General features: G+C 65.0%; 20 protein-coding genes and 1 tRNA gene. 7 read left to right on the forward strand and 14 right to left on the reverse strand.

Annotated elements, in window-relative coordinates; genetic code table 11:
* Nucleotides 1–448: 448 nt before the first annotated feature.
* The 3 genes from EN846_RS00435 to galE form a co-directional block, all read right to left on the reverse strand.
* Nucleotides 449–2,275 (reverse strand): alanine racemase, encoded by a 1,827-nt coding sequence (locus EN846_RS00435; RefSeq protein ID WP_127391460.1) that lies wholly within the window; start codon nucleotides 2,273–2,275, stop codon nucleotides 449–451.
* Nucleotides 2,276–2,277: 2 nt separating this feature from the next.
* Nucleotides 2,278–3,528 (reverse strand): D-amino acid dehydrogenase, encoded by a 1,251-nt coding sequence (locus EN846_RS00440; RefSeq protein WP_127312178.1) that lies wholly within the window; start codon nucleotides 3,526–3,528, stop codon nucleotides 2,278–2,280.
* A 320-nt stretch (nucleotides 3,529–3,848) separates the two neighbouring features.
* Nucleotides 3,849–4,844 carry a UDP-glucose 4-epimerase GalE gene (gene galE / locus EN846_RS00450; RefSeq protein ID WP_127391461.1) on the reverse strand — a complete coding sequence of 332 codons (996 nt, stop codon included), beginning with the start codon at nucleotides 4,842–4,844 and terminating at the stop codon, nucleotides 3,849–3,851.
* Between the two features lie 274 nt (nucleotides 4,845–5,118).
* On the opposite strand from galE, the gene hemA reads away from it, so the two are divergent.
* On the forward strand, nucleotides 5,119–6,396 hold the full coding sequence (hemA, locus tag EN846_RS00455; protein ID WP_135913824.1) for a 5-aminolevulinate synthase: 1,278 nt from the start codon (nucleotides 5,119–5,121) through the stop codon (nucleotides 6,394–6,396).
* Between the two features lie 293 nt (nucleotides 6,397–6,689).
* Here the strand turns inward: hemA and EN846_RS00465 are convergent, their stop codons facing one another.
* Complete coding sequence (locus EN846_RS00465; protein WP_127391462.1) at nucleotides 6,690–7,856, reverse strand: pyridoxal phosphate-dependent aminotransferase; 1,167 nt, start codon at nucleotides 7,854–7,856, stop codon at nucleotides 6,690–6,692.
* A gap of 107 nt (nucleotides 7,857–7,963) precedes the next feature.
* Nucleotides 7,964–8,386 (reverse strand): large conductance mechanosensitive channel protein MscL, encoded by a 423-nt coding sequence (gene mscL, locus EN846_RS00470; protein ID WP_127282424.1) that lies wholly within the window; start codon nucleotides 8,384–8,386, stop codon nucleotides 7,964–7,966.
* 245 nt (nucleotides 8,387–8,631) lie between these two features.
* On the opposite strand from mscL, the gene EN846_RS00475 reads away from it, so the two are divergent.
* The gene (locus tag EN846_RS00475; protein ID WP_135913816.1) at nucleotides 8,632–12,117 is read left to right on the forward strand and encodes a PAS domain-containing hybrid sensor histidine kinase/response regulator; all 3,486 of its coding nucleotides are present in this window, start codon (nucleotides 8,632–8,634) and stop codon (nucleotides 12,115–12,117) included.
* 34 nt (nucleotides 12,118–12,151) lie between these two features.
* Here EN846_RS00475 and EN846_RS00480 read toward each other — a convergent pair whose 3' ends face one another.
* The gene (locus tag EN846_RS00480) at nucleotides 12,152–12,784 is read right to left on the reverse strand and encodes a TetR family transcriptional regulator (RefSeq protein WP_127393035.1); all 633 of its coding nucleotides are present in this window, start codon (nucleotides 12,782–12,784) and stop codon (nucleotides 12,152–12,154) included.
* A gap of 93 nt (nucleotides 12,785–12,877) precedes the next feature.
* On the opposite strand from EN846_RS00480, the gene EN846_RS00485 reads away from it, so the two are divergent.
* A complete protein-coding gene (locus tag EN846_RS00485; RefSeq protein ID WP_127393033.1) occupies nucleotides 12,878–13,534 on the forward strand; it encodes an O-methyltransferase in 657 nt (218 codons plus the stop codon).
* A 52-nt stretch (nucleotides 13,535–13,586) separates the two neighbouring features.
* Here EN846_RS00485 and EN846_RS00490 read toward each other — a convergent pair whose 3' ends face one another.
* Nucleotides 13,587–14,246, reverse strand: a complete 660-nt coding sequence (locus tag EN846_RS00490; protein ID WP_127393032.1) for a response regulator transcription factor — start codon at nucleotides 14,244–14,246, stop codon at nucleotides 13,587–13,589.
* 100 nt (nucleotides 14,247–14,346) lie between these two features.
* Entirely contained in the window at nucleotides 14,347–14,784 is a 438-nt protein-coding gene (locus EN846_RS00495; RefSeq protein ID WP_127393031.1) for a hypothetical protein, read from the reverse strand.
* 114 nt (nucleotides 14,785–14,898) lie between these two features.
* On the opposite strand from EN846_RS00495, the gene EN846_RS00500 reads away from it, so the two are divergent.
* Both EN846_RS00500 and EN846_RS00505 read left to right on the forward strand, forming a co-directional pair.
* Nucleotides 14,899–15,249 (forward strand): DUF952 domain-containing protein, encoded by a 351-nt coding sequence (locus EN846_RS00500; RefSeq protein WP_127393030.1) that lies wholly within the window; start codon nucleotides 14,899–14,901, stop codon nucleotides 15,247–15,249.
* Entirely contained in the window at nucleotides 15,246–16,325 is a 1,080-nt protein-coding gene (locus tag EN846_RS00505) for a quinone-dependent dihydroorotate dehydrogenase (RefSeq protein ID WP_127393029.1), read from the forward strand. The genes EN846_RS00500 and EN846_RS00505 overlap by 4 nt, the downstream gene beginning before the upstream one ends.
* On the opposite strand, the gene EN846_RS00510 is transcribed toward EN846_RS00505, so the two are convergent.
* Nucleotides 16,318–17,658 carry an MATE family efflux transporter gene (locus EN846_RS00510; RefSeq protein WP_189379497.1) on the reverse strand — a complete coding sequence of 447 codons (1,341 nt, stop codon included), beginning with the start codon at nucleotides 17,656–17,658 and terminating at the stop codon, nucleotides 16,318–16,320. The genes EN846_RS00505 and EN846_RS00510 overlap by 8 nt on opposite strands.
* Nucleotides 17,659–17,761: 103 nt before the next feature.
* Here EN846_RS00510 and EN846_RS00515 point away from each other — a divergent pair, with 103 nt between their 5' ends.
* Nucleotides 17,762–18,664, forward strand: a complete 903-nt coding sequence (locus EN846_RS00515) for a histone deacetylase (RefSeq protein ID WP_128345972.1) — start codon at nucleotides 17,762–17,764, stop codon at nucleotides 18,662–18,664.
* Between the two features lie 2 nt (nucleotides 18,665–18,666).
* Here EN846_RS00515 and EN846_RS00520 read toward each other — a convergent pair whose 3' ends face one another.
* From EN846_RS00520 to EN846_RS00530, 3 genes are all read right to left on the reverse strand, one after another.
* The gene (locus EN846_RS00520) at nucleotides 18,667–18,930 is read right to left on the reverse strand and encodes a DUF6460 domain-containing protein (RefSeq protein WP_127286066.1); all 264 of its coding nucleotides are present in this window, start codon (nucleotides 18,928–18,930) and stop codon (nucleotides 18,667–18,669) included.
* Between the two features lie 104 nt (nucleotides 18,931–19,034).
* Complete coding sequence (locus EN846_RS00525) at nucleotides 19,035–19,787, reverse strand: glycosyltransferase (protein WP_127393712.1); 753 nt, start codon at nucleotides 19,785–19,787, stop codon at nucleotides 19,035–19,037.
* A 13-nt stretch (nucleotides 19,788–19,800) separates the two neighbouring features.
* Entirely contained in the window at nucleotides 19,801–20,814 is a 1,014-nt protein-coding gene (locus tag EN846_RS00530) for a hypothetical protein (protein WP_127393713.1), read from the reverse strand.
* 110 nt (nucleotides 20,815–20,924) lie between these two features.
* On the opposite strand from EN846_RS00530, the gene EN846_RS00535 reads away from it, so the two are divergent.
* Nucleotides 20,925–20,998 (forward strand) — tRNA-Gly (locus EN846_RS00535).
* A 10-nt stretch (nucleotides 20,999–21,008) separates the two neighbouring features.
* Here EN846_RS00535 and EN846_RS00540 read toward each other — a convergent pair.
* Both EN846_RS00540 and EN846_RS00545 read right to left on the reverse strand, forming a co-directional pair.
* Complete coding sequence (locus tag EN846_RS00540) at nucleotides 21,009–21,509, reverse strand: hypothetical protein (protein ID WP_127393714.1); 501 nt, start codon at nucleotides 21,507–21,509, stop codon at nucleotides 21,009–21,011.
* Nucleotides 21,510–21,643: 134 nt separating this feature from the next.
* On the reverse strand, nucleotides 21,644–22,231 hold the full coding sequence (locus tag EN846_RS00545; RefSeq protein WP_127393715.1) for a CatB-related O-acetyltransferase: 588 nt from the start codon (nucleotides 22,229–22,231) through the stop codon (nucleotides 21,644–21,646).
* Between the last annotated feature and the right edge of the window lie 22 nt (nucleotides 22,232–22,253).

The raw sequence follows: 22,253 nt of genomic DNA on the forward strand, positions 1-22,253 counted from the left end.
CACGAATGATAAGAAGAAGTACGAAGAATACAATATCGCCATATTAATGGCGTAAAAAGCATGCCGGATCGGAAAATACACTTTACTTACTGACGAAAATGTTAAAAATATGATTGAAACCAAACAGAAGTATATAATTAGCGGAGTTAATAAGAAATCCAACTGAAAGCCACTGGATTGCGAAAATAGATCTATGCCATACTTAATGGACAAATACGATTCACATTCCGAACCTCCATCCCCATAGCTAATACCCATTCCAACATAATTTCCACAATTGTTGGCTTTTTCAAAAATGCAAGCAGACGATCCTGATAAAAATGCCATTCCAGCGAACAAGATGGAATTAACCCTGCCGACGTCCCCAATTAATCTCATCCACGCATCCAACTGGATTCAAAATTTCTGGGTTGAGGTTAAGTTCCGCGCCGATCGCAAGTCAATTTAGCTATAGAATCCGCTTGCCGAAGGCCGACATGACGAAGCTGACGGCATCGGTGGCGATCCTGGGTTCGAGATCGGCGGTGAAGCCAGAGACGCTCATCGACAAGAGCCCGCCCGAGAGTGCCACCGCCTCCATCGCCTGATGCGTTTCGCGCACCGTGAGCCCGCCCGAGCCTGCCGCCCAGCCGGCGAATTCGGTGACCTCGGGCGCATAGGCGACGTGGAACCCTTGCGTGCCTGAGGAGGCGATGTGGATCGCCTCGCGCATCACTTCCCCCATGCCCGTGGCGTCGATGTCGGTCATGGTGAAGGCGGAGACACGCGAATCCGCCAGCACGCGCGCCTCGGCCGGATCGGCGTGGCGCAAGCCGACGATGACGATGTTTTCCGGCGAAAGCTGCGGCTGCAACGCGCCCGGTTTGTGATCCAAGCCCAACATGCGGGCGAGCACCGAAGCCTCGGGCAGGTCGATGCCTTCGATCTCCTCCGGCATCAGCGCGGCGATGGAATCGATCCAGATCAGGCCAAATGAGTGTGTCGCCCGCGCGGTCGCGGCAAGTGCCGTGTGGGCAATGCGGCGGTCGGCGCCGGCGGTCAGCCGGATCAGGCCCGAAGGCGGCCGTTCCGCGTCGGCCAATTCGACGACATCGAAGTTCATCGCCTCAAGCCGCGCCCCGGTCGCCTCTCGGGCGAGGATCCCCGCCGCCGACGGCTCGGCCGAGATCGACACCATCTTGCGGCCGGAATAATCCTCGACGTCGTGCATCGGGGCCTTCTCGACATATTCGGAGGTCATGGCGAGAAGCATGGCGCCATAGCTCATGCGGAAGGCGACGCGGCCGCCGACGACGGGAGGTGGATCGGCGTCCTGGACGTCAAGCAAAAGATGATCGCTGGAGGCGCCGAGCACGCGCACGCCCTTGGCGATCGGCATCAGGCCTTCGACCAGCACGTCCTCGCGGCCGATATTGGCGATGGCGCGCAGCCTGTCGCCCTCGTCGGGAAAGACCGGCTGGTTGCCGAACGCGTCGTAGCCGGACTGGCCGATCGGCCGCGATGGCTTCTTCTTGACCTCGATGATGTCGGCGGTAAGCCGGCAGGCATCGAGCTCCAGCGCTTCCCAAGGCGGATCGCGAAAAGTTTCCAGCCCGCCCTGCAGGATCGCCTCGCCGACCCTCAGATTGTTGATGCCGGCGGGGAGCCGGCCTTCGAGCAGCAGCGGCAGCGAGGACGAGGCACCGCCCGAGATCCAATCGAGGCTTTTGCCCGACAGACGCTCGATCTTGTAGGCATGGGCGACGAGCTGGCCGAGATTCTCCTCGGTCGGCAAGATGGCGCCGAAGCAGCCGAGATTGGTGCCGATGCCGGCAATGCGTACGCCCTTCATCTCCAGGATCTGCTCGACGGTCGGCACAAGGTCGTTCGGCCAGATGCCTTCCCGCAGGTCGCCGAGGTCGACCATCAGCATGATGTCGTGGACGCGGCCCATGCGTTCGGCGATGCGGGCGATCTCGCGAATGATCGAAAGTTCCGACTGCAGGCTGATGTCGACGGTCCGCACCACCTCCTCGACGCGGGCGATGGGCGGGCCGCGCAAGAGCATGATCGGCGCATTGATGCCGCTGTCGCGCAACCGGCGAATGTTCTCGAAGCGTGACTCCGCGATGCCGGCAACGCCGCCGCGCAGCATGGCGCGCGCCACCTGCGGCATGCCGCACATGCCCTTGGTGACGCCGAAGACCTTGATGCCGGATTGCGAGCAGCGCTCGACGACGGTGCGCGCATTGCGCTCGATGCGGCCGAGATCGATGGCGACTTGCGGTCCCGACATCTCTAGTTCCTGTAGACCAGCCCCTGCGGATCGATCTCCGGCTTGCGGCCGGCGACGATGTCGGCGAGGAATTTTCCCGAACCGCAGGCCATCGTCCAGCCGACATGGCCGTGGCCGGTGTCGAGATAAAGATTTGTGTAGCGCGCCAGGCCGATGACCGGCACGGAGTTCGGCATCATTGGCCTGAGGCCCGCCCAAAGCTCCGCCTTCTTCTCGTCGAAGGCGCCCGGAAACAGATCCTTGCCGGTCCTGAACATGGCGGCGAAGTCGCGCGGGCGGAAGCTGCGGTCGAAGCCGGTGAACTCGGCGGTCGAGGCAAGCCGCAGCCGGTTGCCGAGCCGCGAGTAGCCGATCAGCTGGTCCTCGTCGGCGCCGCCCATGGTCGGCCCCTTGCTCTCGTCATCGAGCGGGATGGTCGCGGTGTAGCCCTTCACCGGATAGACCGGCAGGTCGATGCCGTAGCGGCGGCCGAGCAGGCCGCTTTCCGGCCCCATGGCGATGACCACCGCGTCGCCGGCGACCGGGCCGGCAGAAGTCATCACCGCGCGCACGCGGTCGCCCTCGATGTCGAGGCCCTCGACGGTCGTGCCGAAAAGGAATTTGACGCCGAGCTTTTCAGCCGAATAAGCGGCGAGCTTTTCCACGAACTGCCTGGAATCGCCGGTCTGGTCGATCGGCGAATAGACGCCGCCGGCGATCTTGTCCCTCGCGCCGGCGAGGCCGGGTTCCAGCTCGATCAGCCGGTCACGGCCGACGATCTCGATCGGCAGGCCATGTTCGGCCAGGTAGCGGTAGTTGTCGGTGCCGGTGTCGAGACTGTGCTGCGAGCGGAAGAAATAGAGGATGCCCTTCTTGCGCTCATCATAGTGGATGCCAGTCGCTTCGGAGAGCGAATTGATGCAGTCGCGCGAATAGAGCGCCAGGCGCAACTTGACCTGGCTGTTGGCGCGCAAGCGCGCCACCGTGCACTGGCGCAGGAAGCGCAGGCTCCAGGCGAGGAAATAGGGATCGAAGCGCAGCCGGACCTTGATGCCGAGATCGTGGTTCCAGAGCGCACGCAGGAAGGTCTTCAGCGCGGCCGGCGAGGCCCAGGCGGTGGCGTCGCCGGGCGAGACAAGGCCGGCATTCGACTGGCTGGTGCCGCGCGCCGCCGTCTGGTGGCGCTCGATCACCGTCACCTCATGGCCGTCGCTCGCCAGGTAATAGGCGGCCGCCGTGCCAACGACGCCGGCCCCGAGCACCAAAACCTTCATGCCGCCCCCCAGACAAATATGCGGAGCGCCTCCACGCCTCCGATGCCTTCAATAGCGCGTCTCGGGGTGCGGGACGAGCCCTTGTGATTGCAGAGGGCCGCGCCGCCCCTCATCCGCCTGCCGGCACCTTCTCCCCGTATAGTGACGGGGGGAAGGTGGCTTGCCGCGGCGCCGGCGCCTTCCCTGCAGCGTTGGCGATTGGCGAAATCATTGGTGACAGCGCCCCTCTCCCCGTCACTATACGGGGAGAGGATGCCGGCAGGCAGGTGAGGGGCAGCGCTGGCGGACCGAAATGTAATTCGGCCCTGGCAAAAGCACCCCTATCCCCTCGCCGAATTCTTCCCCGTCAAAATCCGTTCCCAGGCCAGCGCGTCGGCAACGATCCGATCGAGATCGTCGCGCTGCGGCGTCCAACCAAGCTCAGCGCGGGCAAGCTCGGAATTGGCGACAATGGCGGCGGCGTCGCCCGGGCGGCGATCGCCCATCTTGACCTCGAAATCACGGCCGAAGGCGCGGCGCACGCTGTCGATCACTTGCAGCACCGAGTAGCCGTGGCTGTAGCCGCAATTGGCGACAAGGCTCTCTCCCCCGGCGCGCAGCCGCTGCAGCGCCAGCCGGTGCGCGGCCGCGAGGTCGCTGACATGGATGTAATCGCGGATGCAGGTGCCGTCCGGGGTCGGATAATCGGTGCCGAACACCTGCATGAAGGGGCGCTTGCCGAGCGCGGTCTCGCAGGCGACCTTGATCAGATGCGTGGCGCCGGGCGTCGACTGCCCGGTACGGCCCTTGGGGTCGGCGCCGGCGACGTTGAAATAGCGCAGCGCCGTGTAGCGGATATCATGCGCCTTCGCCGCGTCGCGCAACATCCATTCGCTCATCAGCTTGGACAGGCCATAGGGAGAAACCGGCGCCAGCCGCGCATCCTCGCGCACCGGCTCCAGCCCGGCGCCGCCATAGACGGCGGCGGTGGAGGAGAAGATGAAATGCGGCACGCCCTCGCGCACCGCGGTCTCGATCAGCGTGCGCGTCTTGGAAGTGTTGTTCTCGTAGTAGCCGAGGGGGTCGGCGACCGATTGGGGCACCACGATCGAGCCGGCGAAATGGATAATGGCGTCGACCTTGTAGTCCCTGATGATCTGGCCGACCAGTTCACGATCGCCGACATCGCCAACGACGAGCTTGGCCTCCGGCGCCACCGCCCATTCGAAACCGGTCGAAAGCCGGTCGAGAACGACGACGCTCTCGCCCGCGTCCAGGAGCTCCCAGACCATATGGCTGCCGATATAACCGGCACCGCCCGTCACCAAAACCGCCATCCGTATCCTCGCTGATCAAGATTTATTGGAAACTGTCTCAAGGCCGCCTTACTGGAAAGCGCGCCGCAAGGCGAATAAAACTCCAGTGTCAAATGCGTAACAGTCGCCGGAGCCCAAGGCATCGTACTGAAACAAAGTTGATCCACATCAAGGGAATAGGCCACGATCCGTGGTCGTTAGAAACAGGCTCGGGGCGTGGCATTTTGACCGGAAGCGGCCGGTGGACGCCGAATGGGGCAATGACTATGATCCGGCGCAAAATTGGGAAGGCGACATGAACTACCAGCGGTTCTTCGAGGAAGCGATCGACCAGCTCCACGCGGAGCGGCGCTACCGCGTCTTCGCCGACCTCGAACGCATCGTCGGCAAGTTCCCGCGCGCCATCTGGCGCTCCAACGGCCGCGCCCAGGAGATCACCGTCTGGTGCTCCAACGACTATCTCGGCATGGGCCAGCATCCGGACGTCATCGCCGCCTTCCAGAAGGCGGCCGGCAGGATGGGCTCGGGCGCCGGCGGCACCCGCAACATCTCCGGCACCAGCAACCCGCTGGTCGAGCTCGAACTGGAGCTGGCGGACCTGCACGACAAGGAAGCAGCGCTGGTCTTCACCTCCGGCTTCGTCTCCAACGAGGCCTCGATCTCGACCATCGCGCGGCTGCTGCCGAACTGCCTGATCATCTCGGATGAGCTCAACCACGCCTCAATGATCGAGGGCGTGCGCCGTTCGGGTGCCGAAAAGAAGATCTTCCGCCACAATGACATCGCGCATCTAGAAAGCCTGCTGCAGGCGGCGGGACGCGAGCGCGCCAAGCTGATCGTGTTCGAGAGCGTCTATTCGATGGACGGCGACATCGCGCCCATCAAGCAGATCGTCGACCTCGCCGAGCGCTACAACGCCATGACCTATATCGACGAGGTCCATGCCGTCGGCATGTACGGTGCGCGCGGCGGCGGCATCACCGAGCGCGAGGGGCTGGCCGACCGTATCGACATCATCGAGGGCACGCTTGCCAAGGCCTTCGGCACGCTCGGCGGCTATATCACCGGCACCAGCGCTGTGATCGACGCCGTGCGCTCCTACGCGCCGGGCTTCATCTTCACCACGGCGCTGCCGCCGGCTGTCGCCGCCGCCGCCACCACCTCGATCCGGCATCTCAAGCGCTCGCAGGCCGAGCGCGAGGCACAGCAGCGTCAGGCGTCGCGGACCAAGGAAGTGCTTGCCGCCGCCGGCCTGCCGGTGATGGAATGGCCCACCCACATCGTGCCGGTGCTGGTCGGCGATCCCGAGCTCTGCAAGATGGCCAGCGACCGCCTGCTCGGCGTGCACGGCATCTATATCCAGCCGATCAACTACCCGACGGTGCCGCGCGGCACCGAGCGGCTGCGCATTACGCCGACGCCGTTCCATTCGGACGCGCTGATCGCCGAATTGCAGGACGCATTGGTGGAGACTTGGGACGCGCTCGGCATCCCCTACGCCTCGACAGGACGGCCGGCCGTCGCCAAGACCGACCGGATCATTCCCCTGCTGGTGCCGAAGTCGGGCGGGTGACCTGCTGGTGGTTTGTGGGCGGTGATGGGTAACAGGTCCTGCCAATCATAGAACGCTGGCGCTGCCCCTCATTGTCCTGCCGGACATTTCTCCCCGTGAAGAACGGGGAGAAAAGCGCTGGCGTTGATGGTTTCGCCACTTGGCGCGTCGCAGAAAAGAGCGGCGAGGTTGCGGCCCTCCCTTCTCCCCGTCCTTCACGGGGAGAAGGTGCCGGCAGGCGGATGAGGGGCGGACCGCCCTTTGAAAGTAAGCCGTTCAGGCAAGAACTTGCCTGAACCACAATCCAGCCTTGCTCAAATCGTCGTCATCCAATTCGCCAGGCGATGCGCCGCTTCCTCGAGTTGGTCGAGGCGGCGGTGGAAGCATAGCCTGAGGAAGGCCTCGCCGCCTGGGCCGAAGGCGGTGCCGGGCGCCAGGCCGACATTGGCATGGTCGACGATGTCGAAGGCGGCGGTGCGGGAATCGGTGATGCCGTCGACGGTGAAGAACAGATAGAAGGCGCCCTGCGGCACGGTGAAGCGCGCCTTGCCGGTCGCGCCCAGAATGCCGCAGACCAAGTCGCGCGCCGCGTGCGCACGCTCGACCTGTTCGACGATGAAGGCATCCCCCTCGTCGAGGGCGGCGACGGCGCCGCGCTGCATGAATTGGGCGACACCCGAGGTCGAATACTGGATCAGGTTCTCGAACACCTGCTGCAAGGCGGGATGGGTCTTGATCCAGCCGACGCGCCAGCCTGTCATCGCCCAGTTCTTGGAGAAGCTGTTGACGAACAGGATGCGGTCCTCCGCCGTCGCGATGTCGAGGAAGGACGGGGCGCGGCCGCTTCCATAGTGGAAATGCGAGTAGATCTCGTCGGCGATGATCCAGACGCCACTTTGGCGGGCAAGGTCGAGGATCGCCTGCAGCGTTTCCCTGTCGGCGGTCCAGCCGGTCGGGTTGGACGGCGTGTTGACGAACAGCGCCTTGGTGCGCGGCGTGATCGCCGCGGCGATCTTGTCGACGTCGCAGGACCAGCCATTGCCGGACGGATCGAGCGTAACCGCAACCGGAACGGCGCCCGCCACACCGGCCGCGGCGGCGAAATTCGGCCAGGCCGGCGACAGATAGATCACCTCGTCGCCCTGGCCGGCGAGCGCGTCGATCGCCAGCTGGATGGCGTGCATGCCCGACGCGGTTACGATGAATTCCTCACCGGCGAAGCTCTTGGCGAAATGCCGGCCATAGTAGCGGGCAAGCGCCTGCCTGAGCTCCGGAATGCCCTTCTGCCATGTGTAGAAGGTCTCGCCGGCGGCGAGCCCACGGGCGGCGGCATCGCTGATGAAGGAAGGCGTCGGCAGGTCGCCCTCGCCGGCCCAAAGCGGGATCATGCCGTCGCGCAGCCGGCCATGGTTGATCACGGCGACGATGCCGCTTTCGGGCGCGGCGCGCGCTTCGGCGCGCAAGGTCTGGATCAGGGTCATGCAAAAATCCGCTTGGTTTGCCGACAGCTAGCGTGTTTTACGACGGCCGCAAACAGAAAACCCCGGCCGCGAGCGGCCGGGGTTTTGGTCCAGAAATCCGCTGCGCGCTATTTCCTGGCGAGGAGATCGCGAATTTCGGTAAGCAGCGCAATATCGGCGGGCGGCGGCGCCGCAGGTGCTGCAGGCTTCTCGCGCTCGAGCCGCTTGCGCATGCCGTTCACGGCCTTGACCATCAGGAAGATGATGAAGGCAAGGATGAGGAAGTTCAGTACCGCGGTGATGAAGCTGCCATAGGCAAAAACGGCGCCCTCCTTCTTGGCGTCGGCCAGCGCGGGCGAATGGACGTTCGAGGACAGTCCGAAGAAGTAGTTGTTGAAGTCCAGCCCGCCGAAGATCGCACCGACGATCGGCATGATGACGTCGTCGACCAGCGAAGTGACGATCTTGCCGAAGGCGGCGCCGATGATGACACCGACGGCCAAGTCCATGACATTGCCCTTGGAAATGAATTCCTGGAATTCTTTCAGCATTCGACCCTCCTTGCCGTGGCCACGCTGCCGTCCCCAGCTCCCACTCGGCGCCGGCCCTCGCTTAGCATAACAAAAACCCCCGGTTGCAAAACGGGAAAAAGGGCCAGGGCACCGCTTTCTGCTGGCCGCCCGCGGCCATTGCAATCCGCCGCTATGCGCCGAAAGCCGCGATGGACTCGACCTCGAAGCTGTGATTGCGTCTGGCATGGGCCGACGCGAGACCGGCCAGGCAGGAGGTTCGAACCGTGCAGGGCTGGTTCATCGTCATCATCGCGATCGCCTATGTGACGCTGCTCTTTGCCATAGCGAGCATCGGCGACCGGCGCGCTGCGGCGGCCGGGCTCGGCCGGGCGCGACCCTTCATCTATGCGCTCAGCCTTGCCATCTACTGCACCTCCTGGACCTTCTTCGGCTCGGTCGGCCTGTCCTCCGAGCGCGGCCTGGAATTCCTCGGCATCTACACCGGCCCGGTGCTGGTGTTCGTGTTCGGCTTTCCGCTGCTCAACCGCCTAGTCAGGTTGGCAAAGACCGAGAAGATCACCTCCGTCGCCGACTTTCTCGGCGCCCGCTACGGCAAGAGTTTTACCGTCGCGGCGATCGCCACGCTGATCGCGACCATCGGCGCCGTGCCCTACATCGCGCTGCAATTGAAGGCGATCTCCGGCTCGGTCAGCCTGATGGTCGAGCATTACACCGGCTCGCCGCCCTCTTTCGATCCTTTTGTGAGCGACATCTCGCTGGTGGTGGCGATGCTGCTGGCACTGTTCGCGGTGCTGTTCGGCACCCGCCATGCCGACGCCACCGAGCACCAGGACGGGCTGGTGCTGGCGGTTGCGGTGGAAACCGTGGTCAAGCTCGCCGCCTTCCTCGCCATAGGCCTGATGGTGACGTTCCTGATCTTCGGCGGTCCCGGCGACATGTTCGACAAGCTTGCCGACAATGCACAGGCGCGTCAGGCGATGGGCTATGGCACCTCGCTCGCCACCTGGCTGGTGCTGACCTGCCTCAGCGGCTTTGCCATCCTGATGCTGCCGCGCCAGTTCTACGTCACCATCGTCGAGAACCGCAGCGAGGCGGAACTGCGCACCGCGACCTGGGTGTTCCCGCTTTACCTGGTGGCGATCAACCTGTTCGTGCTGCCGATCGCCTTCGCCGGCCTGGCGCTGGTCGGCGACAGGACCAGCAGCGACCTCTACGTCTTGTCGCTGCCCCTGTTCAGCGGCCATGATCTGCTGGCCATGGCCGCCTTCATCGGCGGCCTGTCGGCGGCGACCGCGATGGTCATCGTCGAGAGCGTGGCGCTGTCGATCATGATCTCCAACGACCTCGTCATTCCGCTCTTCGTGCGCCGCCTGCTCAGGACCTCGACCTCGGAAAACGAGGACTGGTCCACGCTCATCCTCAATGTGCGGCGCGGCGCGATCTTCATCATGCTGTTCATCGCCTTCCTCTATTATCGCGAAAGCACCAACAGCGCGCGGCTGTCCTCGATCGGCCTGATGTCGTTCGCGGCCATCGCGCAGTTCGCGCCGGCCCTGATCGGCGGACTGATCTGGCGCGGCGCCAACGGCAGAGGGGCCGCGCTCGGCATGGTCGCCGGCATTCTGGTGTGGGCTTATACGCTGCTCCTGCCTTCGCTGGTGGGTTCCGACGCCGACATCATCGTCCACGGCCTGTTCGGTTTCGAAGCGCTTCGGCCGCAGGCGCTGTTCGGTACCGTCGCCGAGCCGCTGAACCATGGCGTGCTGTGGAGCCTGTCGATCAACGCGCTGTTCTTCGTGCTCGGCTCGCTCTCCCGCGCGTCGGTGCCGCTGGAGCGCATCCAGGCGGCGATCTTCGTCCCGCGTGAGGCCGTCCCGATGCCGAGCCTGCGCCGGTTCCGCACCGCCGTGACCGTCAACGACCTCAAGGACACGATCTCCCGCTATCTCGGCGTCGAGCGCACCGAGCGCTCCTTCCAGTCGTTCGAGAAGAGCAACAGTGTGACGCTGCATGGCAACGAGCAGGCCAGCATGGATGTCATTCGTTTCTCGGAACAGCTTTTGGCGAGCGCCGTCGGCTCGTCCTCGGCGCGGCTGATCCTGTCGCTGCTGTTTCGCCGCAACGACCGCGATTCCAAGGACGCCTTCCGCCTGCTCGACGACGCCACCGAGGCGCTGCAGCACAATCGCGACCTGCTGCAGATCGCGCTCGACCAGATGGAGCAAGGTATCACCGTCTTCGACCGGGATTTCCGCCTCATCTGCTGGAACCGCCAGTACCGGGCGCTGTTCGGCCTGCCCGACGAAATGGGCCAGGTCGGCGTCTCGCTCGACCGGATCCTGCGCCACCTCGCCGAGCGCGGCGATATCGCGGCCGACCAGCGCGTGGCGATGCTCAACCGCCTGACCAGTTTTGCCGGCCCCTGGCAGATGGAACTGAAGACCAGCGGCCGCATCCTGGAACTGCGCTCCAACCCGATGCCGGACGGCGGCATCGTCGCCACCTATGCCGACATTTCCGGCCGCGTCGAACAGGACCTGGCGCTGAAGCGGGCCAATGAATCGCTGGAGCAGCGGGTGAAGACCCGCACCATCGAACTGACCCGCGTCAACGAGGAGCTGGCGCAGGCGCAGATGCTGGCCGAGGAGGCCAATCTCGGCAAGACGCGCTTCCTCGCCGCCGCCGGCCACGACATCCTGCAGCCGCTCAACGCCGCCCGGCTCTACTGCTCGTCGCTGATCGAGAAGGCCGGCAAGGGTCCCGCCGGCAAGGCCGCGGTCAACATCGAATCCTCGCTGGAGTCGGTCGAGACCATTTTGGGCGCCGTGCTCGACATTTCTCGCCTCGACGCAGGCGCCATGAAGCCCGACGACACCGCCTTCAGCCTCGACGGGCTGCTGCGCCAGATCGGCACCGACTTCCGGCCGATGGCCGCCGAAAAGAAGCTCGAACTCACCATCATGCCGTCGTCGCTCACCGTGGTGACGGACCGCAACCTGTTGCGCCGCCTGATCCAGAACCTGGTATCGAACGCGATCAAATACACCCGCCATGGCCGCATCCTGGTCGGCGTCAGGCGGCGGGGGTCGCTGGCCGAGATCCAGGTGATCGATACCGGCATCGGCATTGCCGGCGACAAGCTGAACACGGTGTTCCACGAATTCACCCGGCTGGACGAAGGCGCGCGCGAGGCCGAGGGGCTTGGCCTTGGCCTTTCGATCGTCGACCGTATCGCCAGGGTGCTGAGGCTGGAGATCCGCATCTTCTCCAATCCCGGCAAGGGCACGCGCTTTTCGGTCATCCTGGCGGTGGCCGCGGTCGCGGCGCCCCGGCGCGAGATCGAGAAGGCGCCGGCGCGCGCGGCCTCCTCGCTTGCCGGCCTCAAGGTGCTGTGCATCGACAACGATGCCCGCATTCTCGACGGCATGCGGCTGTTGCTCGAAGGCTGGGGCTGCCATGTCGAAACACTCACCGGCGCCGGGCAGTTGGCGGAATCGGCGGAGAGCCGGCCAGACATCGTGCTGGCGGACTATCATCTCGACAGCGGCACCGGGCTCGACGCGATCGCGACGCTGCGGGCGCTTCACGGCCAGGACTTGCCGGCCGTGCTGGTCACGGCGGACCGATCGAGCGAAGTGCGCGCATCGGCAGGCCGGCTCGACGTGCCGGTGATCAACAAGCCGCTGAAGCCGGCCGTGCTGCGCTCGATGATGGCGCGGATCAGGCCGCTGGCTTCGGCGGCGGAATAGCCGCGCCTGCTTACAACACAGGCCGAGCCCTGTTTCAGCGGTGTCCAAGGCTTGCGATGTAGGCGCAGAACATGTCGGCCATGGCATCGGCGTAGGCTTCGATCTCCGCGTCGGTGCGCGGGCTTGCCGAAAAATCCTTTCCCGCCGCGCTCAACGTCATCGTGATCAGATCGCCGGCCAGGTCCTGGGTTGCTTGCGGGGTCCCGGGCAGAACTTCGCGCAGGAAGACCTGGACGGTGCGCTCACCCGAGGCCCTTGCCTCGTGCGCCTCGGGCGCGTCGCGGTAGAGTGGGGCGGCGTCATTGAGTGCCACGCGCACGGCAGCTTCCTCGCACTCCGAGCGGATAAAGGCATGGACCAGCGTGCGCATCCGCTCCAGCGGCGGCCGCTTGTCGTCCTCCAATATGGTGCGCAGCAAACCGCCCGTCTGCCGCCATTCATCGCTCTGCAGCCTGAACAGCAGCGCGGCCTTGTTGGGGAAATATTGGTAAAGCGAGCCGACGCTCACGCCGGCCCTTTCTGCCACGCGCGTGGTGGTGAAGCGCTGGGCGCCCTCACTCGCCAGAACCTGAACAGCAGCCTCCAGGATCGCCGAAACAAGTTCCGTCGCGCGAGCCTGCTTGGGCTGCTTTCGCGAGGAAATAGAATGGCTTGAGCGTTCGGTCATGGCGCGGCCGGGTAATGCGAATTGGAAACCTGAAGGATTATTCGTATTTTCAGCACAACACAAGAACACAGCCATTTTCGATTGGAGACTTCGATGATCACGCTCACAAACGCCCCGCTTGCACCCCTGCTCGCCCGCCTGTTCAAGGAAGCCGAGACCGCAACCAGCCCGGCAATGGCCGGCATCTCGCACGACGAGCGGGAACGCCTGCTGCGCAGCAAGACCGAGTATGTCGATCTCTACGGGCGGCTGAGGGATTTGTGGCTCGCTGTTTCGCCGGAAACCGGCACGCTGCTTTACATGCTGGCACGCAGCAGCGGCGCGCGCGTCATCATCGAGTTCGGCACCTCGTTCGGCATCTCGACGCTCTATCTTGCCGCGGCGCTCAGGGACAATGGCGGCGGCCGCCTGATCACCACCGAGTTCGAGCCGTCCAAGGTGGTCCGCGCCAAGGCCAATCTGACGGAGGGCGGCCTCATCGACCTGGTGGAAATCCGCGAGGGCGATGCGATGCAGACGCTGAGGGCCGACCTGCCCGACGCGATAGACCTTCTATTGCTGGATGGCGCCAAGGCGCTCTATCCGGAAATCTTGAGCCTGGTCGAGAGCCGGTTGAAACCGGGCGCGCTGGTCATCGCCGACAATGCCGACCTCTCACCCGAATATCTGGAGCGCGTGCGCTCGCCGGCATCGGGCTACATCTCCACCCCCTTCGGCGACGATGTCGAGCTGTCCGTGCGGCTCAGTTGAACAAGCCTCGGTACAAGCAGCTGATGCTGCTTCGACGGCAGGCGCCCGCCAATCAGCTCGCAGGCTGCAGCGGGTCGCCGCCGATCCGGGAAAGCTGGATCACCGCCTGAGTGCGGCTGTCGACGCCGAGCTTCTGCAGGATGGCCGAGACATGCGCCTTGATCGTCGCCTCGGAGACGCCGAGCTCATAGGCGATCTGCTTGTTGAGCAGGCCTTCGGCCAGCATGCCGAGCACACGCGTCTGCTGCGGCGTCAACGCCTGCAGGCGCTTGATCAGGTCAGAGATCTCGGGATCGCGCTCGACGCCGAGATCGATGCCGACGGGCGCGGCGATATCGCCGGCCAGCACCGCCTGCACGGCACGGCGGATTTCCTCCATGCTGGCCGATTTGGAGATGAAGCCGGAGGCGCCGAGGTCGAGTGCGCGGCGGATCGTCACCGGATCGTCATGCGCCGAGACCACGATCAGCGGCACGGCCGGATGAACGCCGCGCAGCGAGATCAGGCCGGACAGGCCGCTGGCGCCCGGCATCGACAGGTCGAGCAGCACCAGATCGATGTCTTCATTGGCCACGACCAGCGCTTTGGCGCTTTCGAAATCGCCGGCCTCGTGGATAGCGGCGACGTCACCGACGCCGACAAGCGCCGCTTTCAGCGCGCCGCGAAAAAGCGGATGATCGTCGGCGATGACGAAGGTGTAACCCGACGGCAAACAGTCCTCCCGAATCCCGGCATTTGCTAGTTCTGCTTTTACGGGATCGGTTCGATTATGCGGCGATATCGGCCGTTTTCAAGCGGCAAAGGCCGGCCGCTCAGGTCTTTTGCTGGTTGAGCCTGGCGCCGTCGTCGCCGCTCTCCTTGTCCATGTCCTTGACGATGTCCTTAAACGTCCGGAAGAACTGCTCCATGTAGCCCATCGTCTTGTTGAAATCCTCTTCGCTCGGCAGCTGCGATTCGAGCCGGGCGGAAAGCGAGTTCTCAAGTTTGGCGACACGCTCGTCCAACGCCTTGACCGAGGCCTGCAACTTGTCGATCTCGTCCTGGTAGGCGGCGCGCTCGTCGGCCGCCGTCTTGCAGACGAGCTGGCCGGAGCGCTCCTCGCAGATCGACATGGCGCCGGTCTGGGTGTCCATGCGGACATAGCCATTGGCCGACTTCTCCAGCCGGTAGCGATCGGTCTCCTCCGAATAGGCGGATGCCGCGACCAGCGAGCAAAGCGCCGCCGGGATCAGTATATGCTGCAGACGCATGTTGTTTGTCCTCCATGAGCCGTTGAGCCAAGAATATCACAGGTTTGCGCCTGAAATGGGGAAGAGTTCGGAAGTGCCCTTTCCCCCATGGTTGGTTCGGACTATAGCGCAGCCATGTCTCAGTTTATCTACAAGATCGCGCCCGAAGCGCTCTGGCGCGAGGCCGAGAGCAGCGGCCGCTTCACCGGCGCGCCAATCGACATCGCCGACGGCTTCATCCATTTCTCGACCGCCGATCAGGTGCGAGAGACGGCGGCGAAGCATTTTGCCGGCCAGACCGGCCTGCTGCTTGTCGCCATCGATGGCGAGCGCCTCGGCGAAGCGCTGAAATACGAGGTGTCGCGCGGCGGCGCGCTGTTCCCGCATCTCTATGCGCCGCTCGATCTCTCGGCGGTGCTTTGGGTCCGCCCCTTGCCGCTCGGCGCCGACGGCCGGCACGAGTTTCCCGCGCTGGAGGCCGAATGAGCCTGCTCGACCGGATCGGCCAAAAGGTTCTGTTCACGCTCGATCCGGAAACGGCGCATGGCCTGTCGATCGCCGCGTTGAGATGTGGCCTGCCGGTCACCTCGCGCCCGCCGCGCGACGAGCGGCTGAAGCTGCGCGTCGCAGGCCTCGATTTCCCGAACCCGCTCGGCATGGCGGCGGGCTACGACAAGAATGCCGAAGTGCCGGACGCGCTGCTTGGCCTCGGCTTCGGCTTCGCCGAGGTCGGCACCGTCACGCCGCTGCCGCAGGCCGGGAACCCGAAGCCGCGCATCTTCCGGCTGACGGCGGACGAGGCGGTGATCAACCGGCTGGGCTTCAACAATGAAGGTCACGATGCCGCCGAGAGACGCCTTGCCGCCCGCAAGGGCCGTGCAGGCATCGTCGGCGTCAACATCGGCGCCAACAAGGACAGCGCCGACCGCATCGGCGACTACGAACGCGGCGTCACGCGCTTCGCGCCTTACGCAAGCTATCTCACGGTCAACATCTCCTCACCCAACACGCCGGGCCTGCGCAACATGCAGGCGCGTGCGCAGCTCGGCGAGCTGCTGGCGCGCGTCATGGCGGCGCGGGCGTCGGCTTCGGCAAAGCCGCCGGTCCTCCTCAAGATCGCGCCCGATCTTGTCGAGGCGGAACTGGAAGACATCGCCGCCGAGGTGGCCGACAAGCAGATCGACGGCGTCATCGTCTCCAACACGACGCTGGCGCGGGCGGGGCTGCGCAGCTCGGCGGTCGCCGGCGAGACCGGTGGACTCTCAGGCAAGCCGCTGTTCGAGCGCTCGACCGCGGTGCTGGCCAGGATGCGCAGACTGCTCGGTCCGGAGATCGCCATCATCGGCGTCGGCGGCGTCGATTCCGCCGAGACGGCGCTGGAAAAGATCCGCGCCGGCGCCGACCTCGTGCAACTCTACACCGGCATGATCTATGCCGGGCCTTCACTGCCGGGTCGCATCATCGCCGGCATGGCGCGGTTTGCCGCGAAGGAAGGGCTGACATCGCTGCGCGATTTGCGCGACAGCAGCCTCGACCGCTGGGCGTCGAAGCCGCTCAGCTGAAAGCCTCGCGCACCCTGAGCCTCAGGATCGTCAGCAGGCTGAAGCCGCGCACCAGCAGGAAGACGTGCAGCGACGCCCAGAGCCCGCTGTTGCCGAAGGTTGGCGCCAGGGTGAGCAGCGCGGCGCTGAAGGCAAGGAACGACAACAGCATCATGTTGCGCATGTCGCGCGACCAGGTGGCGCCGATGAAGACGCCGTCCATCTGGAACGCCAGCACGCCGCTGAGCGCGGTGAACGCCGCCCACGGCAGATAGGTGTCGGCAACCAAGCGGACCTCGGGCGATGTCGTGATCAGGCCGACGAGATCGACACCGGCCAGCAGCAGCACGGCGGTGGCGACGCCCGACAGGCCGAAACCCCAGAAAAGGGTGAGCCGCACCGCTTGCCGGAAGGGCGTTTCGGCGCCCGCGCCGATGGCGCGGCCGGCGAGCTGCTCGGCGGCGGTGGCGAAGCCGTCGAGGAAGTAGCCGGCGATGAGGAAGAAGTTCATCAGCACCGCGTTGGCAGCCAGCGTCACCGTGCCGAACTGCGCGCCCTGGCGGGTGAACAGCGCGAAGGCGGCGAGCAGCGAGAAGGAGCGGATCATGATGTCGCGGTTGAGCGACAGCATGCGCCGGTAGGCCGGCAGGTCGAGGATGCGCTGGCGCGAGGGGCGCTCCAACCTCCGGAAACGACGCAGGACGATGGCGAGGCCGAGCAGCATGGCAAGGAACTCGCCGGTGACGGTCGCCCAGGCAACGCCGGCGACGCCCCAGCCGAGCTTCAGGCCGAGCAGGAAGCAAAGCGCGATGTTGATGCCGTTCAACACCGCCTGCAGCATCAGGCCAAGCCCGCCCTCGCCGCGCCCGAGCACGTAGCCGAGGATGGCGTAGTTGATCAGCGAGAAGGGCGCGGCGAGCAGCCTGATATGGACATAAACAGCCATCGCTTCGCTGACGCGCGGCTCGGCGCCCATGAACTTTTGCCCGCCTATTGCGATCAGGGGCGCAAGCGCGGCGAGCACGATGCCGGCGACGATGGCGATCAGCACGGCGCGCCAGAGCACCGCCTGCTCTTCCAGTGCGTCGCCGCGCCCGAACGCCTGGGCGACGAGACCGGTGGTGCCGGAGCGCAGGAAATTGAAGGTGGTGAAGACGACGTCGAAGGCAAGCGCGCCCGCCGCCAGGCCGCCGAGCAGGGCGGCGTCGCCGAACTGGCCGACCACCGCCGTATCGACGATGCCGAGCAGCGGCGTCGTCAGATAGGCAAGCGTCATCGGCACGGCGATGGCAAGCACCGAGCGGTTGGTTACGGCGAAAGACCGGCCGGCGGCCGATGTCGATAGCTGATCCAGGACCTGGTCCTCAGGGCGGCTTGATCGGACGACCGATGTGCCCCAGTTTGCCGGTGCCGCGCAATCACGATCCGGCGTCGGCCAACCGAATCCCGGAGCTGGCATGCCGCTGCAGATCGTCCACCACCCCGGCTATGACGCCGGTTTCGCCGTCAACCACCGCTTCCCGATGAGCAAGTACCCGCTGCTGATGCAGGCGCTGGAGGCGCGCGGACTGGCGAGCCGCGACGCGCTCGCCATGCCCGAGCCGGCGCCGGCATCGTGGCTGAAGCTGGCGCACACGGCCGACTATGTAGACCAGGTCCTGGCCTGCCAGGTGCCGGAAAGGATCGAGCGCGAGATCGGCTTTCCGGTCGGTCCGCGGGTTTCGCTCAGGGCACAGCTTGCCGCCGGCGGCACGGTGCTGGCGGCGCGGCTGGCGCTGAGGCATGGCATCGCCTGCAACGCCGCCGGCGGCAGCCACCATGCGCGGCGCGCGCAGGGCGCCGGCTTCTGCACCTTCAACGACGTCGCCGTAGCCTCGCTGGTGCTGCTCACCGAAGGTGCCGCTAGAAACATCCTGATCGTCGATCTCGACGTGCATCAGGGCGACGGCACGGCCGATATCCTGAAAGATGAACCTCGCGCGTTCACCTTTTCCATGCATGGCGAGCGCAACTATCCGGTGCGCAAGATCGCTTCCGATCTCGACGTCGCGCTGCCCGACGGCACCGGCGACGCGGCCTATCTCGACAGGCTCGGCGGCATCCTGCCGGACCTGTCGGCCAGAGCGCGCTGGGACATCGTCTTCTACAATGCCGGCGTCGACGTCCATGCCGAGGACAGGCTGGGCCGGCTGTCGCTCAGCGACGACGGCCTGCGAGCCCGCGATACGATGGTGGTCCGCCATTTTCGCCGGCTCGGGATGCCGATCTGCGGTGTCATCGGCGGCGGCTATTCGACGGACGTGCCGGCGCTTGCCGCTCGCCACGCCATCCTGTTCGAGGTGGCGTCAGGCTTCGCCTGAGATCACTTCCTGTAGCTGGCTATCCTGAGCAGGATGAAGACCGGCACGACAATCGCCGCGCCCAAGAGGATGTAGCCGAGGAAACGGTCGATGGCATGGAAGCCGAGATTCCACAGGTCGAGGAAGAACTGGCGGATGCCGTAGTAGACGTCCATCGGCGACCAGCCGAAGGCGTGCATCACAAGGCCGACGAGGAACGAGACCACAAGCAGCTTGATCAGCACCCGGAGCGGTGAGTCACCGAGAAAGCGCGTCAGTGCGGACAAGTTCCGTCTCCACGTTTCGGCCGCCCCGATTCGGGGGTTCGATCCCAGAAATACGCACTTGCCCGTCCGGCATCAAGCCGGCGGGATGCCGGCAACGGCCACGCTCACCAAAACCGCCAGCGCAAGATGCGGGCCCATGGCGGCCGTTCGCGATAGACTTCCCGGTAGCGCCAGAGCCGGTTGTAGCGGTTGCCGCCGCCGATGCCGAGCTCCGACACCGGCCCGCCACCCCGCTTGCGTTTGATCGCCACCACTTCCTTGCCGTGCCGAAGGCAATGGCTCGGCTTCTGCCCCGGTTCGCCTGGCGGCAGCGTCAACTTGACCGCTTCTCCGACGACGAGGTCCTCCGGATCGCAGGTCATGGCGATGGCCTTGCCGAACAGCGTCGGGCCGGTCGGGCACAAGGCGGTCGGGCCGTAATATTCGCGTTTGACATTGGCGCAGACCAGCTCGATGGCCTTGGCCATGGCCCTGTGGCGCATGGGGGCGGCGACCACGCCGAGGCTGGTGTCCCATGGCGTCGAGCTCAGGAAGTCGCGAAACACCGACAGGCGGCCCTGGTCGCGCGGAACGCCGCGCAGGAATTCATAGGAAAGGTCGGCGTAGACGCCGCCCCGTTCGTAGAGCAGGCAGTATTTGGCGAGGTCTGCCTTGTAGGTGTAGGGACGCAGGGTGCGGAAAGCCGACAGCACCTCGGCGTCGAAATGCGCCGCGATGAACTCACTCAATTCCGCTTCCCCGAACAGGACATGCTCCTCGCCCGGATGGGCGGCCTTGAACGACCGGATGTTCTCGCTGACCCGTTCGGGAAGCTCAGCGCTCCGATCGTCGGTTATGAGAATGCTGAATAGCGGCATGAGCTCTCGATCGTCAGCGCGGGGTGAACGCCGTCAGTTTCTCCCAGTCGCGCCACTGGTGCGGCCAGCTTTGCAAATAGGGCAGATGCCGATCTGCAAACTCCTGCGCGGCGCCTTGGATCATCTCGGCCTTGTCCCGATGGCGGGCGAGATCGATCGGCCGCTCGACGACCACGTGCAGTTGGCCGGTGCTGTCGTCGCGCCCGACAAAGACCGGCAACAGCGGAGCGCCGGCGATCCTGGCCAGCCGGGGCGCACCGCTGGCCACTTCGATGCCCGATTCGCCTATTCGCGCCGTGACCAGCACTTCGCCCTCCCAGGCTCCGGCGGTTATTGAAACGAACTTGTTGGCGCGAAGCAACCGACGGGCCTCGTTCATGCTGGCAGCTGGGTCGGCGCGGTCGATGACGACGCGGCCGGCGGCGTATCTCAGCTCCGCGCCAATCCTGATCGGGTTCAGGAAGCGGATGCCGAAACGCGACTTGGTGAAGCCATGCTCTGGCCGGCTGACGTGAAACACCTCGAACCCGGCCCTGGCGAAGGCGATCTTCGCCGCCAGCGCATTGAAGCTGAAATGCGCGATCCACAGCACCGCGCCATGGCCTGCATTTTGCGCGGCTTCGAGATGCTCGATGCCTTGCAGCGCAATGGCCGGGTTCCACCCACCGAGCCGCTCGCGCATGATCTGAATGTGATGCTCGTGGCGCGTCGCGCGGACGCGGCGCAGATCGTCATCGCCGGCCAGTCCGAACGAACGAAGGGTCTGCAGGACCCCGCTGTCCTGTGCGGCGAACGATACGCTCCCGAGCCGCTCCATGGACCGGCAAACCGCTTGCCATCCCCGCTCAGGAACAAGACAGGAAACAATCGCGAAGGCAGGAAGCTGCAGCAGGAATTTGAAATCTTCCGGCGCAAATATCTTCCTGGCCCCGGAGGCCCGTTTTCTCTTGCGTATGCTGAATTCCAAGCCGGGTCCCCACCCTCGCGCCGTGCTTGCGATGGCAGGTGAACAGCCGCCGATTCGCAAAGCGCACGCGCTTCTAGCACGCGCGGCGCCGGCGTCAAAAGCGCTGTTGTCGTCAGGGCGCGGCTTTGGCGATTGCCCGATGCCCGGCCCTCATGGTAACGAGGGCGCGCGCGGGTATGATGTAATGGTAGCCTGTCAGCTTCCCAAGCTGAACGCGCGGGTTCGATTCCCGCTACCCGCTCCAGCAAAATCAATCAGCTTGCATGGAACTTGCCATATCCGGCCGCGGGCCGCTGGCTGTTTGCCAGCACCCCGCACAGGGGCAGGTGCTTTGCCACCTCGTCGGCCTCCATCCGCACTATGGTGTGCGACAGGCCGCCATGTTCCTCGATCCATTGCCGGACCCAGTCGGGATATTGCGAGATCAGATAGTTGGCGGCGGCCGCATTCTGCCGGCCGCCGACGCCGTAAGGTAGATGGAAGCCGAAGGAGGCGTGCGGGCTCACGCAAAGCTGCTCGACGGGCAGCGACAGATAGAGTGTGCAGGCGCTGTCGCACGCCCCTTCAAAGCTCACCTGCTCGTCGGCGGCGCGCAATTCGGCAACGTGCAGCGCGAAGCTTATGATCTGGCCACCGGGATTGTCGCCGACCGTCTCGGCCTTCGCGGGCAACGCCGTCAGGATGGCGGCGAAGAGCCCAACCGCCATGGTCTTCAACGTCCATCCAGGCTTTACGGGCGGCAGATCGGTTTTCATCCTGTGTTCTCGTTCTCGCGTTTGTCTCGCGGGCGTCTACGCTAGATCAGGATGGTTAACATTAGGCATCGCTCATCAATCTTCCGATCGGTGTGTTACACTCGCGCGAGCACGGTTCCCCGAGAGGGGGCGCTCTACGGCGAGGGAGGCGCCAGGAAGCGCGCGACGAATTGTTCGGCCGGCAGGTCGAAGGCCGCCTTCTCCCGCATCAGCCTTTCGGTCGGCCAGTCCCACCAGCGGATTTTCTGCATGGCGGCGATCGTCTGGTCCGGGAACCGGTATTTGATGATCCTTGCCGGATTGCCGCCGACGATGGCGTAGGGCGGAACGTCCCTGGCCACCACGCTGCGGGCGGCAATCACGGCGCCGTCGCCGATGGTGACGCCGGACAGGACGATGGCGTCGGTGCCGATCCAGACATCATGGCCGAGCTTGATCGGGCCGTTCGTGCGCAGATATTCGAAGGTCGACTTGGTCTTGAATAGCTGGTGCTGCAGCGCGTAGTTCGCCGCCGTGTCCGTCGGGTGGTTTGCCTGGCAGAAGAAGCGGACGCCGGGAGCGATCGCGCAGAACGAGCCGATTTCGACCGGCGACTGTTCGGTGCAGTTGAAGAACGAATGCCCGTCCAGGCTCTTGGAGTGGCGGCCGATCCTGGCATGCGCCGGAATTGCGTTTGGGTCGGCCTTCAGGCCGAGCAGGATTCGCAGTTTCTTGAAAGCCATCGCTGGAGAGCCCCCACCCCGA

Origin of the sequence: Mesorhizobium sp. M4B.F.Ca.ET.203.01.1.1, from assembly GCF_004791025.1 — a bacterium.
GTDB classification, from domain to species: Bacteria; Pseudomonadota; Alphaproteobacteria; order Rhizobiales; family Rhizobiaceae; genus Mesorhizobium; species Mesorhizobium abyssinicae.

Coding starts and splice junctions, on each gene's coding strand:
- EN846_RS00480 (WP_127393035.1), bottom strand. CDS start 12,784: ATGACCGAACGCTCAAGCCATTCTATTTCCTCGCGAAAGCAGCCCAAG.
- EN846_RS00440 (WP_127312178.1), bottom strand. CDS start 3,528: ATGAAGGTTTTGGTGCTCGGGGCCGGCGTCGTTGGCACGGCGGCCGCC.
- EN846_RS00435 (WP_127391460.1), bottom strand. CDS start 2,275: ATGTCGGGACCGCAAGTCGCCATCGATCTCGGCCGCATCGAGCGCAAT.
- EN846_RS00500 (WP_127393030.1), top strand. CDS start 14,899: ATGTCTCAGTTTATCTACAAGATCGCGCCCGAAGCGCTCTGGCGCGAG.
- galE (WP_127391461.1), bottom strand. CDS start 4,844: ATGGCGGTTTTGGTGACGGGCGGTGCCGGTTATATCGGCAGCCATATG.
- EN846_RS00495 (WP_127393031.1), bottom strand. CDS start 14,784: ATGCGTCTGCAGCATATACTGATCCCGGCGGCGCTTTGCTCGCTGGTC.
- EN846_RS00545 (WP_127393715.1), bottom strand. CDS start 22,231: ATGGCTTTCAAGAAACTGCGAATCCTGCTCGGCCTGAAGGCCGACCCA.
- EN846_RS00465 (WP_127391462.1), bottom strand. CDS start 7,856: ATGACCCTGATCCAGACCTTGCGCGCCGAAGCGCGCGCCGCGCCCGAA.
- EN846_RS00540 (WP_127393714.1), bottom strand. CDS start 21,509: ATGAAAACCGATCTGCCGCCCGTAAAGCCTGGATGGACGTTGAAGACC.
- EN846_RS00525 (WP_127393712.1), bottom strand. CDS start 19,787: ATGCCGCTATTCAGCATTCTCATAACCGACGATCGGAGCGCTGAGCTT.
- EN846_RS00515 (WP_128345972.1), top strand. CDS start 17,762: ATGCCGCTGCAGATCGTCCACCACCCCGGCTATGACGCCGGTTTCGCC.
- EN846_RS00505 (WP_127393029.1), top strand. CDS start 15,246: ATGAGCCTGCTCGACCGGATCGGCCAAAAGGTTCTGTTCACGCTCGAT.
- mscL (WP_127282424.1), bottom strand. CDS start 8,386: ATGCTGAAAGAATTCCAGGAATTCATTTCCAAGGGCAATGTCATGGAC.
- hemA (WP_135913824.1), top strand. CDS start 5,119: ATGAACTACCAGCGGTTCTTCGAGGAAGCGATCGACCAGCTCCACGCG.
- EN846_RS00485 (WP_127393033.1), top strand. CDS start 12,878: ATGATCACGCTCACAAACGCCCCGCTTGCACCCCTGCTCGCCCGCCTG.